Source organism: Heyndrickxia ginsengihumi, assembly GCF_011008565.1.
In the GTDB taxonomy this organism is placed as follows: Bacteria; Bacillota; Bacilli; order Bacillales; family Bacillaceae_C; genus Weizmannia; species Weizmannia ginsengihumi.
Genome location: NZ_JAAIWK010000006.1, coordinates 1 through 15910 on the forward strand (window position 1 = coordinate 1; position 15910 = coordinate 15910).

14 protein-coding genes are annotated in these 15910 nt (G+C 33.5%); 9 read left to right on the forward strand and 5 right to left on the reverse strand.

The window, feature by feature from the left end; all coding sequences use genetic code 11:
* Positions 1-340: 340 nt before the first annotated feature.
* The 3 genes from corA (at position 341) to G4D61_RS05630 (ending at position 3360) form a co-directional block, all read left to right on the forward strand.
* Positions 341-1291, forward strand: a complete 951-nt coding sequence (corA, locus tag G4D61_RS05620) for a magnesium/cobalt transporter CorA (RefSeq protein ID WP_163173449.1) — start codon at positions 341-343, stop codon at positions 1289-1291.
* 101 nt (positions 1292-1392) lie between these two features.
* Positions 1393-2097 carry an SGNH/GDSL hydrolase family protein gene (locus G4D61_RS05625; protein ID WP_025730694.1) on the forward strand — a complete coding sequence of 235 codons (705 nt, stop codon included), beginning with the start codon at positions 1393-1395 and terminating at the stop codon, positions 2095-2097.
* A gap of 282 nt (positions 2098-2379) precedes the next feature.
* On the forward strand, positions 2380-3360 hold the full coding sequence (locus G4D61_RS05630) for an acyltransferase family protein (RefSeq protein WP_025730696.1): 981 nt from the start codon (positions 2380-2382) through the stop codon (positions 3358-3360).
* A gap of 63 nt (positions 3361-3423) precedes the next feature.
* On the opposite strand, the gene G4D61_RS05635 is transcribed toward G4D61_RS05630, so the two are convergent.
* Positions 3424-4833 carry a SpoVR family protein gene (locus G4D61_RS05635; protein WP_025730698.1) on the reverse strand — a complete coding sequence of 470 codons (1410 nt, stop codon included), beginning with the start codon at positions 4831-4833 and terminating at the stop codon, positions 3424-3426.
* A 416-nt stretch (positions 4834-5249) separates the two neighbouring features.
* On the opposite strand from G4D61_RS05635, the gene G4D61_RS05640 reads away from it, so the two are divergent.
* From G4D61_RS05640 to G4D61_RS05650, 3 genes are all read left to right on the forward strand, one after another.
* A complete protein-coding gene (locus tag G4D61_RS05640) occupies positions 5250-5501 on the forward strand; it encodes a YhdB family protein (protein ID WP_025730699.1) in 252 nt (83 codons plus the stop codon).
* A gap of 110 nt (positions 5502-5611) precedes the next feature.
* Entirely contained in the window at positions 5612-6040 is a 429-nt protein-coding gene (locus G4D61_RS05645; protein WP_025730700.1) for a disulfide oxidoreductase, read from the forward strand.
* Positions 6041-6061: 21 nt separating this feature from the next.
* Complete coding sequence (locus tag G4D61_RS05650) at positions 6062-6541, forward strand: thioredoxin family protein (protein WP_025730702.1); 480 nt, start codon at positions 6062-6064, stop codon at positions 6539-6541.
* A gap of 57 nt (positions 6542-6598) precedes the next feature.
* Here G4D61_RS05650 and G4D61_RS05655 read toward each other — a convergent pair whose 3' ends face one another.
* Complete coding sequence (locus G4D61_RS05655; RefSeq protein ID WP_025730703.1) at positions 6599-6988, reverse strand: DUF5365 family protein; 390 nt, start codon at positions 6986-6988, stop codon at positions 6599-6601.
* 438 nt (positions 6989-7426) lie between these two features.
* The gene (locus G4D61_RS05660; RefSeq protein WP_025730706.1) at positions 7427-8257 is read right to left on the reverse strand and encodes an aldo/keto reductase; all 831 of its coding nucleotides are present in this window, start codon (positions 8255-8257) and stop codon (positions 7427-7429) included.
* Positions 8258-8571: 314 nt separating this feature from the next.
* Between G4D61_RS05660 and G4D61_RS05665 the strand changes: the two genes are divergently transcribed.
* The 3 genes from G4D61_RS05665 (at position 8572) to G4D61_RS05675 (ending at position 11767) form a co-directional block, all read left to right on the forward strand.
* Positions 8572-9192, forward strand: coding sequence for a DUF47 domain-containing protein (locus tag G4D61_RS05665; RefSeq protein WP_025730708.1), 621 nt, complete (start codon positions 8572-8574; stop codon positions 9190-9192).
* Positions 9193-9204: 12 nt separating this feature from the next.
* Positions 9205-10206: an inorganic phosphate transporter gene (locus G4D61_RS05670; protein WP_025730710.1), complete on the forward strand. Its 1002-nt coding sequence runs from the start codon at positions 9205-9207 to the stop codon at positions 10204-10206.
* A gap of 262 nt (positions 10207-10468) precedes the next feature.
* Positions 10469-11767, forward strand: coding sequence for an NCS2 family permease (locus tag G4D61_RS05675; protein ID WP_025730712.1), 1299 nt, complete (start codon positions 10469-10471; stop codon positions 11765-11767).
* Between the two features lie 687 nt (positions 11768-12454).
* On the opposite strand, the gene G4D61_RS05680 is transcribed toward G4D61_RS05675, so the two are convergent.
* Both G4D61_RS05680 and G4D61_RS05685 read right to left on the reverse strand, forming a co-directional pair.
* Complete coding sequence (locus G4D61_RS05680) at positions 12455-14602, reverse strand: YhgE/Pip domain-containing protein (protein ID WP_025730714.1); 2148 nt, start codon at positions 14600-14602, stop codon at positions 12455-12457.
* A gap of 93 nt (positions 14603-14695) precedes the next feature.
* Positions 14696-15820 (reverse strand): IscS subfamily cysteine desulfurase, encoded by a 1125-nt coding sequence (locus tag G4D61_RS05685; RefSeq protein WP_025730716.1) that lies wholly within the window; start codon positions 15818-15820, stop codon positions 14696-14698.
* Positions 15821-15910 lie beyond the last annotated feature (90 nt).

Genomic DNA, 15910 nt, shown 5'->3' on the forward strand with positions numbered 1-15910 from the left:
AAACAACAAAGTTTACACAAACAGCCTTATAAGCAAAAACTAATTTTTTAAATGCTTTACTTGTTAGAAAAACAGTTGATTGAAGCGGAAGGATGCGAGCCTCCTGCGGGATGAGCGGAATCGATGAGACCCCACAGGCGTGAAGCGCCGAGGAGGCTCAGCTTCCGCCCGCGGAAAGCGAGCATCCTGGAGCGGAAATCAACCACTCCCTTTTAAAAACAACAAAGTTTACGAAAGTAGTCTATTTAAAAGCTCTTTGCTGTTATCTTTTATTAACTGTACAATACAACTAAAATTATCTTTTTATATTATTATTCATACAGTGAAAGGAAGTGATTCGATGATACGAATCATTGGCGTAACAAAAGAAAATAAGTTAATCAAACTTTCTAATATTGATGATATTCCTTCCGCCAATATGAAATGGTATTGGATTGATTTTGATAGACCGAGCGAAGATGAGGTGTCAAAGTTACGAACGCCCCTTCAGTACCATCCGCTCGCAATTGAGGACTGTATACATAAATTACAAAGACCAAAATTAGATTATTATGAAGATCATTCATTTTTTGTCATACAAAGTATTGCTCACAAGCATTTAAAAAAAGAAGAAATTAATATTTTTTTAAGTGAGCGCTTCATCACCACTTTTCATTATTCAAAATCAGAAGAAATCAATAAAGTGTGGACAACCATTGAATCTTCCCAAAAACTGAAACAATATGATACAGCACTCATTTTTTACCAAATATTAGATAATATCGTGGATAATTATTTCCCATATATATACAAAATTGAAGATCGTTTAAACGATATTGAAAACCATTCGAAGCATGAAACAATGGAGAAATTACTTGACAGCCTCTATAAAACAAGACACGAATTGCTTTCATTATGGCACACGATTTCACCAATGACAGATTTAGTATACAGAATGCTCAACTCTCATCGTTTAGAGGGAATCCATAAGCGGCTCGCCTATTTCTCAGATATACATGATCATTTATTAAAACTTTCAGTACTCGTTGAAGCCAATCGTGAACTAACTGCGGATATTCGCGATAGCTATATTTCTTTAAACTCTTATCAAATGAATCGAGTGATGAAAATTTTAACTGTGTTTACAACCATTTTTATGCCGCTTACTTTTATTGTAGGCGTTTATGGGATGAATTTTAAATATATGCCAGAGTTATCATGGAAGTATGGCTATATTGCCTGTTTATTTGTCATGTTCATAATTGGCGCTGGTATGACCTACTGGTTTATTAAAAAAGGCTGGTTTAAATAACACAAAAAAGCAGAAACTTGTCGTATCCTACCGATTGGGTTTACAATAACAAGGAATAACGATTCCGACTTTTTAGACTCTTTACAAAGGGGGAAACAGATTTGAAAATTGTATGTTTTGGCGATAGTATTACACGCGGTGTTTCATATATAAAAGGCAGACTCCGCATTGTAAAAGAAAACTATCCTTCCATTCTAAACAGTCTTTGTTCAACAAAGCAAAATACAGTAGTCTTAAACAAAGGAGTTTTTAATGATAATTCAGATTTATTATTAAAGCGATTAGAAAAAGATGTTTTTAAAGAACAGCCTGATGCAGTTATCATCTGTATTGGCGGTAACGATTGTAATTTTAAATGGGATGAAGTTGCTGCTCGCCCCTATGAAGAACATAAACCAATTGTTCCGCTTGAAAGATACTTAAATAATATAAGAGAAATGGTAAAAGAAATAAATGAAAAAGGAATTGTACCGATCCTGCTTACACTGCCTCCGTTAGATCCTAAACGATATTACCATACAATAAGCCAAAGACATGGTTCAGAAATTGCTCACTGGATCAGTAAAACCGGAGGAATTGAACATTGGCATGGTCTATATAACCGCCGTATTAAAGATTTAATTAAAAATATAAACATTCCTTCGATTGATGTCCGAACCGCTTTAAAAAAGGCTGGTGATTTAAAGGAACTTATTAGTGATGATGGCATTCATTTAACATCAACGGGATATAGCGTAATGGGGAAAAAAATATTTGAGGATTTTTTTTCTGTTATTTTTGAAGATAAAATACTTAAGCAACAATAAAAAAGGAAAGCGATATTTTTAAAAAATTGCCTCTTTTACCATTTCTTTCTTTAAACGTATAATATTGTACGAACAGACCAACCCTAAAAAGGAGAGGTCTTTTTATTTATAACAAATTTCCATTTAATTGTATTTTTATTAGTAATTTTCCATTTATTTTCATCTTTATTTAAAGGAAATATTACTTTCTTGTAATATTTCAAGAGTACAATAGAAAATAATAGCTATTTTGAGGTCTTTTTACATGAAGTTAAATATTAATTAATGGGAGGTCATTTTTTTATGTCATCCAGTGGCAGAAATCTTTATTTTGATAATGCCAAATTCGTGTTAATTTTTTTAGTTGTGTTTGGTCACTTAATTAGCCCGTATAAAAATAATGACGGAGTTTTATTTACTTTATATACTGTTATATTTTTATTCCATATGCCTGCATTTATTTTAATTTCAGGATATTTTTCAAAAGGATTTCAAAAAAAAGGTTACATCATTAAAGCAATTAAAAAAATATTAGTTCCGTATTTGATTTTTCAATTCATATACTCCATCTATTATTACTATACAGGTGTGGAAACAAAGTTTACGATTAATTTTTTTGAACCGCATTGGTCATTATGGTTCTTATTAAGTCTGTTTTTCTGGAATATTCTTTTATTTATTTTTGCCCGTTTCCGTTGGATCGGCTTAATAGTTGCTTCACTAATTGGCATTGCCATTGGCTATTGGGATAATGCTGGAAGTTACCTAAGTTTATCAAGGACTTTTGTATTCTTCCCATATTTTCTGCTTGGATTTTTGTTAGAGCCTAAACATTTAAAGAAATTAAGATCAATTAAATATACGAAAACGATCGGTTTAGCGATTTTAATGATTACAGTTTTACTAAGTGTATCCTTTCCGAAAGATGCTATTCCTTGGTTATTAGGTGATACATCTTATGCTGGAATGGGTGTAAAGGACTTTCATGACGGCTTCCTTCGTGCCGGGCAGTATGTAGCTACAACCATCATTATTATCGGTTTTCTTTTCCTCATACCAGAGAAAGGATTTAAGCTAACTGTAATTGGTCAAAGAACATTATATGTATATTTATTACATGGCTTTATTATTAAAAGCATCGATACTTTTGCCCCTGATAGCATACACGACTGGATTTCAAGTAACTATTTATTATTATTAATTATTTCTTTATCAATATGTCTCATTTTAGGAAGCTATTTTACAAAAAAATACACGCGTCCAATTATAGAATTACGACTTTAAGGATGATAAAAAATAGGCAGGGATTTTTAGTCCCTGCTTGTTTTTTTAAACATTATTGATTGTTTAAAGTCGATTTCGTTGAACCGTTTTTCCGTCATACGAAAATAACATCATTTTATCTTCCACAACTGTCTCAATATGGACCTTTCTGCCCCATAGTTGATAAAGATAGGGCAACACTTTTTCTAAATATTTCAAATCCAATTCAATGCCTTCATACCAATGTTTAATATACAATTCCCCATATTTTTGATAATCCCCGTCGACAACAGTTAAATAAGGAAATCCTCCATTTACCCGCATTCCTACAAGTTGATCACGAACTTCTGTCCATTGTTTATCTACAATTTTATAATCGCGGCCTTGCTTTTGAAATAAATACATGTCTTCCCGGGTTACTAAATCTTTTGTTAAATAATTTCGCAAAAAAGAAATATCTGATTCGATTTCACGAACTTCAAATAGTTTTTCACGTCCTGTTCCTTCTTTAACGCCTCTTTTTTTCATCTCTTCCGTTGGATGATTCCAACGTTCTTCAATATCTTCAAATATTTTAATCCCTAAATAGTACGGATTGATCCCTGTACGAGAAGGCTGGACAACCCCAGCATTTAATTTCGCATATTCGATTGCTTCGCTCGTTGTAAGATCAAGTTCTCTCATAATGCGCTGATGCCAATAAGAAGCCCAGCCTTCATTCATAATTTTTGTTTCTAATTGCGGCCAAAAATAGAGCATTTCTTCTCGAAGCATTGTCATGATATCGCGCTGCCATTCTGTTAATTCTCGGCTGTAATGTTCAATAAATAATACAATGTCTTTTTCTGGCCTTGGTGGAAATTTTTTCGTCTTCTTCTTTACTGCTGGTTCAACTTTTTTCTCATCTAATGACCACAAATCATCATATGGAGTTTGCAAAGGACTTGCTTCTTCCTCCACATTGCTATCATCTTCAATATTCCAATTTAATTTCGATCTCATGAGAGATGGATCTATATGTTCCTCAATTGCTAACACGGCATCAAGAAACTGTTCAACTTCCTTTTTTCCATATTTATTTTCGTAAGCTCGAATCCTTTCAGCTGTTGCAGTCATGCTTTCCACCATTTCTCTCTTTGTGTTTTGAAAGCGAACATTATTTTTAAAAAAGTCGCAATGTGCTAAAACATGGGCAACAATCATCTTATTTTGAATAAGTGAATTAGAATCTAATAAAAATGCATAACATGGATCAGAGTTAATAACAAGCTCATAAATTTTACTTAAACCTAAGTCATATTGCAGCTTCATTTTATGAAATTGCTTTCCAAAGCTCCAATGGGAAAACCTTGTAGGCATTCCATACGCACCAAATGTATAAATAATTTCAGCTGGGCAGATTTCATACCTCATTGGGTAAAAATCAAGACCAAATCCGCTTGCAATTTCTGTAATTTCCTCGATAGCATATTGCAAATCATCATGACCACTCATATAACTCTCCTCCCCTAATAAGACGAACATATTGCCTTTTATCTAAATGTATGATGTTAAGAAAAAAAAGATGAAGTAATTAGGGGATTTTTACTTTTTTTAAAATGTTTTCTCTAAATGAAGAGCATTGATTTCCGCTCAAATAACTTTAAAACGATGTTAACCAACAAAAAAGATTGAATCTTTCATGTTACGGTTTATTAGTTATGTTTTATTCATTCCTTCTTTTAGGTAATTTTCCAATCCTAACAACATACTGAAACACCAAGTTTTTCTGTGAGCAAAACAAGTGAAACAACATACACTAAAGATACACCTACTTAAAAGGTGAATGGATAAATATATCCGTTTGTAAGGAGCTTCATTCTTTAAACCAATCTCATTAGTGATATGAATGAGATAAAGGAGGGTTATTGATGAATCCCCTTGATTATGATCGTGCATTATATTACACCCATCGGTCTCAATGGGACAATTTGCTAATTTTAATGGTGCGGACAAAAGATCATTTTCTCTCGAAGAAAATTGAACAAGTATTACACGCATACTATTTTTCACATGATTATTCGATTATTGAACGCCGACTCTACTCATTGTTTCGTTATATAGATCATGCTAATGAAATGGTACAGGAAGGCATCTCTGAGCCAAATTATTTCACAAGTTAATTGCTAAGGGGTCATTCCCTTAGCTTTTGTATTTTTTGTTACGATAATTTCATTTTACTTTCCCCCTGAATCAATCTTATAATTTAATAAAGGATTTCAGGAGGGTCTATATGCAATTAAAAAAAATTGAACATTTATGGTTTTTCGCATGGACTGTTTCAGTAATTGCAATGGCAGGTAGCTTATATTTTTCACAAATTAGAGGTTATGAGCCCTGTGAATTATGCTGGTATCAGAGGATTTTAATGTACCCAATGACTATTTTGATCGGCATTTCCGTTGTGAGAAAGGAATATAAATTATCTTTATATACAGCTGTTTTATCTTGTATCGGAATATGTGTATCGTTTTATCATTATAGTCTACAAAAGATATCTTTATTAACAAACCATGCACCAGCATGCGGACGAATCCCATGTACTGCGGAATATATAAATTGGTTTGGTTTTATTACGATTCCTTTTTTAGCACTTATCGCCTTTATCTTAATTTTTATATCAAGCGTATTAGTTTGGAAATGGACAAGGGCTGAGCAATGATCACTCGGAGGTATTAATAAAATGAAAAAAGTTATTATATTTTTAGCAATTATTGTTGTTTTATTTGCTGGTATAGCATTTATTACGAAATATCAACAAAGTAAAAATACAACACATAATCCTTATGCAAAAGCCAAAAGTGTAAATGAATTAAAACCAGAAACAAAAGACCAGTTGGATGATCCATTGTATCAAAACATTATTTTACCAAATGAATTAAAATCTAAGTTGCAAGATAAAAAAGATGTGACTGTCTATTTTTTCAGCCCGACATGCCCACATTGTAAAAGAACATCACCAATTGTTGTGCCCCTTGCTAAAAAAATGGGCATTGATCTTAAGGAGTTTAATTTGTATGAATTTGATGATGGTTGGGATCAATATAAAATTGAAGCAACACCAACGATCATCCACTACAAAAATGGGGTTGAAGATGCAAGGATTGTTGGAGAACATACAAAAGCAGAATTTAAACAATGGTTCAATAAACATGTTAAATAAACATAATAAAAAAGGAGTCAGCATAGACAATGTCCATGTTGACTCCTTTTTAACATGCTAAATTAACAAATCATTTGCTGCCTTTTCAAACATACTAATAGACATACGTGTTTTCCTAGTGAACTGTTCATATTCGAATGGAAAATATATATCATATTGTTCTAAAAAATATTTATTAAATTGAAAAAGTTGCTCGTAATGATGCGAATCTCTTTTTAACTCTAAAATCGAGATAATGGTTTGCAGGCTAGAAATAATTTGATAGCCGTCTTTTAACGTATTTACTTGCTTGAAAGGATTATTAGCAAGATATAATACTTTTTTTGATTTGTAGTCCAAAATCTGTCTATCAGTAAAGTATGTAGGAAACACTTCTTGATACATATATTGGACCAATTCCTCAATTTTTTCAATTTGATCTTCCGTAGATGCAAATGCTACTTTCACAAACACTTCACCCTTTACTTGAAACTTAACGAATCTAATATCATTGACTTAAGATTAACATATTTAGATTCAATAAAATCATGGTAAATGTGACCAACCTTGTATGAAGCATTTTCGCAATATTGCTTATTACATGTGGGGCCTATTACCATCTCTTTTGATTGTGACAAAGAAGTAGCCTTTTTAAATAAAATAGATAGCAGTTCTCCAAAGCTTATCACGGGCAAGCACCAAGCCTCTTTTTAGACTACCGTCTAATAGAAGTCTTTGTCAGCAGCTTGTGTAGTGAAATGTACAGGCAAATGCATAATCTAAAGAAAATGTGAAAAGAATCTTTCCCAGGTTGTGTACGATAAAAAAGCTCCCCCCGAATATACATTCAATAAGGGAACTTGTGCACTGAGCAGTAAGATGCATGTTGCAACTCACATTTAATGTTTACCAATCAAAATGATCTGGGTCTTTACCAAAGCGGTGGTCTTCATTTAATTGATCAATTTGCTTCATATCCTCGCTAGTTAATGTAAAAGCAAATAAATCCTTATTCTCCTCTATTCGACTTTCATGAACAGACTTAGGAATAATAATAACATCATTTTGTAGATGCCATCTTAAAATAATTTGTGCCGGGCTTTTTTCATATTTCTCAGCCAATTGCGTAATAAGTTCATGGTTAAGTAAGCGCCCTCTTGCAATTGGTGACCATGCTTCTATTGCGATTTCATGCTCAGTACAAAAACGGATTAATGGCTTTTGCGTTAAATATGGATGTAATTCTACTTGGTTAATAACCGGTTTTTCATTCGCATGAGCAAATAAAGTTTCTAAATGATGTTCTTTAAAATTACTAACACCTATCGCTTTAACTACTCCCTCATCATAAAGTCTTTCTAATGCTTTCCACGTTTCTAAATATGTATCTGGTCGAGGCCAATGTATCAAATATAAATCGATGTAATCCATATTTAATTGTTTTAAGCTTCTTTCAAAAGCTTTTAAAGTTGAATCATAACCCTGTTCATCATTCCACACTTTTGTTGTTATGAATAACTCTTCACGCGGAATGCTTGACTGTTTAATCGCCTCCCCAACGCTATCTTCATTTTGGTAAAAACTTGCCGTGTCAATTAAGCGGTATCCTGACTGCAACGCATATAGAACAGACTGCATCGCTTCACGCTTATCCTCCATTTTATATACACCTAAACCAACATACGGAATTTGCACACCATTATGTAATGTTTTTTTGTCATGAAAACTCTTTACCATTTATCTCACCTTCCAATTTTTAATGATTTCAAGCTTTTTTCCTTCAACAATAAAAAATAATCAAAACTTCTTTGGAAGTAGTAACTTATATTATATATTTTAACACATTGCTTAATTATTTTGATAATTGTAACATGTGCCCTGGTACTTCCCCAAAATGAAATTATGTAAAAAATGTATGTTTAATGATTTTATGTTGAGAAAACATATAAATAAGGATAAATAAAAAAATTTTCGACATTCTTCTTTTATATTCTTGTAAAATCAGATAAAATAAAGTCGTTTGATAATTTAAGTCTATAGGGGGCTAAAAAATGGTATTTAAAAATAAAAAAGATAAATTTGCTGTTTTACTAGGGAAAATTTCGTCAAACCTCTGTGAAGCCACAAATTATTTTGTAGATTATAAACTTCAAAATTCCGATGATTTAAAAACCTTTGCAAATAAGATGAAGGAATATGAGACAAGTGGAGACACACTTGTACATGATATGATTTTGGAATTAAATGATGCATTTATTACTCCAATTGAACGCGAAGATCTCCTCACATTAACAAACAGTCTTGACGATGTACTAGATGGAATTGAAGGCTGTTCCAGTCTATTCGAAATGTATAATATTACAAGCGCAGACAATTTTATGATTGAGTTCGTTAACATGATTCAAAAATGTGTTGAAGAAATTGAAATAGCAATTGATATTGTCTTCACGAAAAAGCTTGATAAGATTCGTCCTCATGCGATAAAAATTAAAGAATACGAATCTAAATGCGATGATATTTTAAGAAAATCTCTTATTAACCTTTTTAAAAACGAAAAAGATCCAATTCGCCTTATCAAATATAAAGATCTTTACGAAAATTTAGAAGATGTTGCAGATTATTGTCAATCAGTTGCGAACATTCTTGAAACGATTATTATGAAAAATGCTTAAGGAGTCTGTATAATGAGTAGCGTTTTGATTATCACAATTTTGATCGTATTTTGCGCCCTTGCTTTTGACTTTATTAATGGCTTTCATGATACAGCAAATGCAATTGCAACTTCTGTGTCAACAAAAGCACTTAAGCCTCGTCATGCTATTATTATAGCGGCTACTATGAACTTTCTCGGTGCCATTTCATTTACAGGGGTTGCAAAAACAATAACAAAAGATATTGTAGATCCATTTACCATTCCAAATGGTCATATTGTCATTTTATCTGCTTTAATTTCAGCTATTTTATGGAACTTAATTACATGGTATTTCGGAATTCCAAGTAGCTCTTCACATGCTATTATTGGTTCTGTTGCCGGTGCTGCTATCGCATCTGCAGGATTTAGCATCATAAAATATCATGGTTTTTTAAATATTATTGAAGGTCTTGTAATATCACCAATTCTTGCCTTTGCTATTGGTTTTATTTTGTATAGTATTTTTAAGGTGGCTTTTAAAAACTTTAACTTAAGTAAGACAAATAAACGATTTAGAATAATACAGATTTTTACAGCTGCACTTCAATCTTATACACATGGAACGAATGATGCGCAAAAATCAATGGGGATTATTACAATGGCATTAATGTCTGGTCAATATTTGTCTGCTAACGCTGGTATACCATTTTGGGTACAATTATGCTGTGCGATTGCAATGGGAATGGGAACTTCCATTGGAGGCTGGAGAATTATTAAAACAGTCGGTGGAAATATTATGAAAATCCGCCCTATAAATGGAGTTGCCGCTGATTTAAGTTCCGCCTTTATCATTTTTGGTGCAACTTATGTTCATCTACCTGTAAGTACTACGCATGTTATATCCTCATCTATACTAGGTGTCGGCACAAGTCACAGAGTTAAAGGGGTTAAATGGGACACTGCAAAGAGAATGATTATTACTTGGATCATTACTCTCCCCATCTCAGCAATCCTTTCTGCTGTCATCTTTTCGATCTTAAATCTAATATTTTAATACATAAAAATAGAGCAAATCTTATCAGATTGCTCTATTTTTATGTATTGCTTGCCATTATCATGAATGAAAGCTTACATAAAAGTTGAAACTTAAGATAGACAGTTCTTTAATTACAATGTATCGTTCTTCAGTTCGTACAAAAATTGTCGAACTTTGTATGAATTTGTTAATTTTTTTCAAAAAAAGGTTGCGATACAGCTTTTAAACGAATATTATATAATATGTGTTTTTAAAACGTTCGTATTTTGGAGGTAACCTCATGTTTAAACTTACTGAAAATGGAACAACGATGAAAACGGAAATTTTATCAGGGATCACAACATTTCTGACAATGGTTTATGTGATTGTGGTAAATCCAGCGATCCTTTCAAGTGCTGGCGTTCCATTTGATCAAGTCTTTATGGCTACTATTATCGGTACTGTTATTGGTACTTTATGGATGGCCTTATGTGCAAATTATCCGATCGCTGTTGCCCCTGGTATGGGATTAAATGCTTATTTCGCGTTCTCAGTTGTTGGCACACATGGTGACATTAACTATGTAACAGCTTTTGGCACTGTATTTGTTGCAGGGATAATTTTCGTTATTTTATCTTTAACTGCTTTTCGTGAAAAATTAATTGAAGCTATTCCTGATAATTTACGCTCTGCTATTACGGCAGGAATCGGTTTATTTATAGCCTTTATCGGTCTTCGCAGCTCCGGCATTATCGTTGCTGATAAAAGCAATTTAGTGAAATTAGGTGAATTGCACTCTATTTCTGCAGAACTTACAATCATCGGATTAGCTGTAACACTTATCTGTTTGGCTTTGAACATAAATGGTGCACTATTTATCGGTATGATTGTAACAGGAATCGTCGCTTTCTTTACTGGGCAATTATCCTTTAAGAAAGGTTTTGTATCCATCCCTCATCTATCTGAAGGGATTGTAGTGAATCATCCGATCCATGCATTTATAGATGTGTTTCAACATAGTTTGTATGCGGTTGTTTTTTCATTCTTGCTTGTAACTATTTTTGACACAACAGGAACTATGATCGCCGTCGCAAAACAAGCGGGCTTAATGAAGGGCAACAAACTTCCACGTGCTCGTCAAGCGTTGCTTGCTGACTCTATCGCTACTACAATCGGTTCACTTTTTGGGACAAGTCCAACAAGTGCTTATATTGAATCTTCATCAGGAGTTGCTGCTGGTGGACGAACTGGATTAACAACTTTAACAGTAGCCATTCTGTTCATCATTTCTGCTTTCTTTAGTCCGTTAGTAGGCGCAGTTGCAGGATTATCTGCTATTACAGCTCCTGCATTAATTATTGTTGGAAGTATGATGATCGGCAGCATTGCTGATATTAAATGGAATGAAATTGATGAAGCATTTCCAGCGTTTTTAATTATTTTGGCGATGCCATTGACAAGCAGTATATCAACAGGAATTGCGTTAGGCTTTATTTCGTATCCAATTTTAAAAATTGTAAAAGGAAAATGGAAACAAGTTCATCCTCTCGTTTATTTATTTGCTGTTCTTTTCTTTATTCAATTAGCCTTTTTACAATAGAATGATAAACCTTTAACCGCTTTGACGCTCAAGCTGCCGAGTTTATCGGCAGTTTTTTTATTTTAGAAAGATAGTGGTTCTTCACCGCTTACTACTCGCTTTTCACGAGCGAGCGATGTATACTTTCGTTGCCATAAAGTGAAAAGAAATTGATTAGTGTAAGCTTAAAAGAAGCTAGGACAAAACTCAGAAATGGTTAGCGAAAGATGAACATTGCACAAATCAGCTCTGGAAAGCAAAGTCAAAGTATATTCCTGAGCGGGTTTGGAGCACAATATTCGGGTTCTCTTCAGTTATATACTTTCTGACGATTAGTCAAATATCTTTCAGTAATTTCTTTTTTAGTTAGGAGAGGTCCCTCTCCTAACTAAAGCTAAATTTTCGCATGACGAAAAGACCTCACGATTTTTTCGAAAGGTCAGTATGTTATAGAGAATATAAACTCGATTACGATTTCTGAGCTGGTAGTGCGGACTCATAATCGTAAAGTATGCCGTATGTCAGTAGCTTGAAACGTCACTTTCAGAAATTTATTGATACACACGATAATCGCGACCTTATGTGGCTTCTCTGAGGTTGCATTTTTAATTTGTAATAGTCCACTAAATGATTGGGTTTTCCTTTTGCCATAAGCATTGTGCAAACATAAAAAATAAAATCTTTCGTAGCTTTTTACTCTAGTGGATGCTATTCAAAAAGCTTACTCATCTTCGCCTTTTTCACGAACTTCTCTATGAATGCTTTGAGTGGTTTTTTCAGACCAATTCCAATTGCAGCAGTGGTCAGTGCAAATACCAATAATCTAAATAAATCTGTTTGTACAGTCTCCTTTAACATGCCACCAAGCGCTTCTCTCATCAAACTAATCGCATATGAAAATGGCAGAAATGGATGAATGCGCTGAAAAAATGCCGGTGTTACTTCAATTGGAAATGTACCGCTAGAAGCGGAGATTTGTAAAACTAATAAAATAATTCCAAAGGCTTTTCCTATATTGCCAAATACTGATACGAGTGTGTATACAATGAACATAAACAGCAAGCTAATACCAGCTCCAAATAAAATAAACCATAGCTTCTCCTTTACATATACATTGAGCAGAAATATATCACCAATCGTAACGATGGCCGATTGTAATATGGCGATTGTTAAAAATAATAAAAGTCTTCCTAAATAGATCTGCACACTTTTTAAATGGACTTCATCATGTAGTTCAACTGAAACTAATGATACGAGAAGCATTGCACCTACCCAAAAAGAGAGCACGGTATAAAAAGGCGTCATTCCTGAACCATAATTTGGCACATAAAAAAATGTTTTTTCTTTTAATACTACTGGTTGCTTCAAAAAATCACTTTTTTCCTCTACATTATTTTTTAATAAAGCGATTAATTGATTGATGTTTTCTTCCTTTTCAAACGTACGAATTTTCTTTGCTAACTGTACCACCTTTTGTTCAACAGTCGGCAAATGGGCTTTGATATTCTTGATTTCTCTCTTACCAAACATTAAGCCATTTTCCGTGTCATTTAGAATACTCTCCACTCGTGGAATTGTTAGATGTGTAGCAGTTAATAATCTATTTGCATCAGCATTATCTCTTTCTGCTTGTGTGATTGCTTTCCGAATTGCTGGAGCAAAAGTTGTATCATATTGATTGACTATATGATGCAAATTGCTTGCTACTTCATTTGCTTGTTCAGATAAATTTCTTCTTTGACTATCTGACAGTTGCTCATTATTCTGTAAAACATTTAATAGTTGATTATTTACATCAATATCTTTTTGAAGCTGTGTTTTTATATTTGAAAATTGATTATTCAGCACGTTAAGTGTATTGTTCCCATTCATTTGATCAATATTTGCAAGCAATGTTTGCAGTTGCTTAATGATGCTAATCCCTTGCTGCAATTGAATATTATGACGATTAGCTGACTCCTCTATATCTGTGATCGACCAATTATTCGTTTGTACCCCATTTACAAATTGACTTACATCACTTGCTGTTATAGCAAGCATCATTAATTGATCTCGGACAATTGGCTCAACATTATTTAATTTATTATTTATATCAGTAAAAAATGTTGTTAACTCATTTGAAACTGTTTGTCCATGTGATACAATTCTCGATACTGTTGGCATTGCTCCTTGGGTTTTTTTTACAATACTATCTGCTTCCTTTATATCTTTATCGGCAGTATTGACAAGCCGATTAATAACAGGAATATCGTGTTCTAACTTAAAGACCCACATTTTGAAATTCTCTATATCTGGTAAATCTTGTTGAAGTTCAATGCCTAGTTTATTAAAAATGGAAAAAATCGCTTTACTTACTGTTTTGACAAATTCCGAACTAATATTTTCTACTATTGAAGAAGCCCCAGATGAAGTCATTTTCGGGGCAACTGCATTAATTTTTTCATTTACTATATATTCAATGCTCGGTTTAGTCTGATGCTGAGTTGTGATCGAAGCTAAATCTTTCGAAAAATCTGGCGGTACCGAAATACTGGCATAATATTTTCCCGTTTTCACACCATGAATTGCATCTTTTTCCGAGACGAACGTCCACCCTAATTTATGATTCTGTTTTAACATTTGAACTAGCTCATTTCCAACATTAATGGCTTTCCCATTTACCTTATAACCTTTATCATGATTAACAACCGCAACCTTTATTCCTTTCGTATTCCCATATGGATCCCAAGATGCTTTTATATTAAACCATGCGTAAAAAGATGGGAGAATGATTAAAGCGAATATCATTAAAAGAGCCGCCCAATTTGTTACAATATGATGTATATCCGTTCGATATATTTGCAAAATCCTCTTCACTTAATCAACCCCTGCAATATGATTATGGTTATTTTCCCCTATTAAAACCATAATATTTGGCAGAGTGAATGATTGATCTAATCGTACATCGATTTATTTCTTATTATACTGATAGGCGATCTCCTTTATTGTCTTTCCTAAATAAATGATTTCTTCCTCAGTTGTATGTTTGCCAAAAGATATTCTAAAAAATTGATTAACAGCACTGCTAGAATAACCGATTGCCTCAACTGCTTTTACCCCGCCCTCTTGCCCCTCTTGGCAAGCACTTCCAGTGGAAATGGCAAATCCACGCTTATTACATTCAAGCATAACGAGCTGTCCTTCAATATGAGATATCATCCCACCAATAATGGATGGCAATTGTGATTCTGCTTCTCCCTCAATAAACATCATTGCATCACGAACAATATCTTGAAATGCTTTCCTCAATTCCCAGTCGCGTTTCAAATGGTCGCTAGACGGCACTTCTTCCACAGCGACAATAAAACTAATAATTCCCGGAATATTTACAGTCCCCCCGCGAAATCCATTCTCATGGGTCAGACCTGGAAAGACAGGTTTCCATATAGATGACGGATTCATATACACTGCACCTACACCTTTAGGTCCATAAACTTTGTGTGAAGAAATTGTAATGCTGTCCACGTAAGGAATGATAGACTTAACATCGATTTTTCCAAATGATTGAACACAATCTGTATGAAAAAGAATCTTTTCGCCTCTAATCATATTCGAAATTTCTTTTATCGGCTGTATAGTACCTATTTCTTGATTGACGTGCTGGATTGTTACTAAAATCGTGTCCGGTCTTACCGCCTTCTTTAGCTGTTCTAAATCAACCGTCCCATTATTTAAAAACGGGATTTTAGTAATTTCGTAACCATTTTCCTCTAAGTAAGATAAAGCAGAATGAACAGAAGTATGCTCCGCCATTGATGAAATAATATGTTTTCCTTTTTTACTTGCTCCTTTTGCTAATGAAATGATTGAAAGTAAATTTCCTTCTGTTCCGCCAGAAGTAAAATAAATGCTATGCGCAGGTACTTGTAAAAATTCTTCTAAAAACTTCCTACCTTTTTCTACAACCTCATGAGCATTTGAACCAATATCATGAAGGCTTTCGCTATTCCCATAAAAATGTTTTGCTGTTTCTATATACGCTTCTAATGCTCTTTCTCCCATTCTTGTTGTTGCTGCATAATCGAAGTAATACATATTCGTCCCCCATTTAAAAAAGTACTTGTAAATAGTTTAATTTTATGTAAATATAGGTGTCAAGACAGATGTAAACTCAAAAACTCAGGA

Coding starts and splice junctions, on each gene's coding strand:
- corA (WP_163173449.1), top strand. CDS start 341: ATGATACGAATCATTGGCGTAACAAAAGAAAATAAGTTAATCAAACTT.
- G4D61_RS05630 (WP_025730696.1), top strand. CDS start 2,380: ATGTCATCCAGTGGCAGAAATCTTTATTTTGATAATGCCAAATTCGTG.
- G4D61_RS05635 (WP_025730698.1), bottom strand. CDS start 4,833: ATGAGTGGTCATGATGATTTGCAATATGCTATCGAGGAAATTACAGAA.
- G4D61_RS05640 (WP_025730699.1), top strand. CDS start 5,250: ATGAATCCCCTTGATTATGATCGTGCATTATATTACACCCATCGGTCT.
- G4D61_RS05645 (WP_025730700.1), top strand. CDS start 5,612: ATGCAATTAAAAAAAATTGAACATTTATGGTTTTTCGCATGGACTGTT.
- G4D61_RS05650 (WP_025730702.1), top strand. CDS start 6,062: ATGAAAAAAGTTATTATATTTTTAGCAATTATTGTTGTTTTATTTGCT.
- G4D61_RS05660 (WP_025730706.1), bottom strand. CDS start 8,257: ATGGTAAAGAGTTTTCATGACAAAAAAACATTACATAATGGTGTGCAA.
- G4D61_RS05665 (WP_025730708.1), top strand. CDS start 8,572: ATGGTATTTAAAAATAAAAAAGATAAATTTGCTGTTTTACTAGGGAAA.
- G4D61_RS05670 (WP_025730710.1), top strand. CDS start 9,205: ATGAGTAGCGTTTTGATTATCACAATTTTGATCGTATTTTGCGCCCTT.
- G4D61_RS05675 (WP_025730712.1), top strand. CDS start 10,469: ATGTTTAAACTTACTGAAAATGGAACAACGATGAAAACGGAAATTTTA.
- G4D61_RS05685 (WP_025730716.1), bottom strand. CDS start 15,820: ATGTATTACTTCGATTATGCAGCAACAACAAGAATGGGAGAAAGAGCA.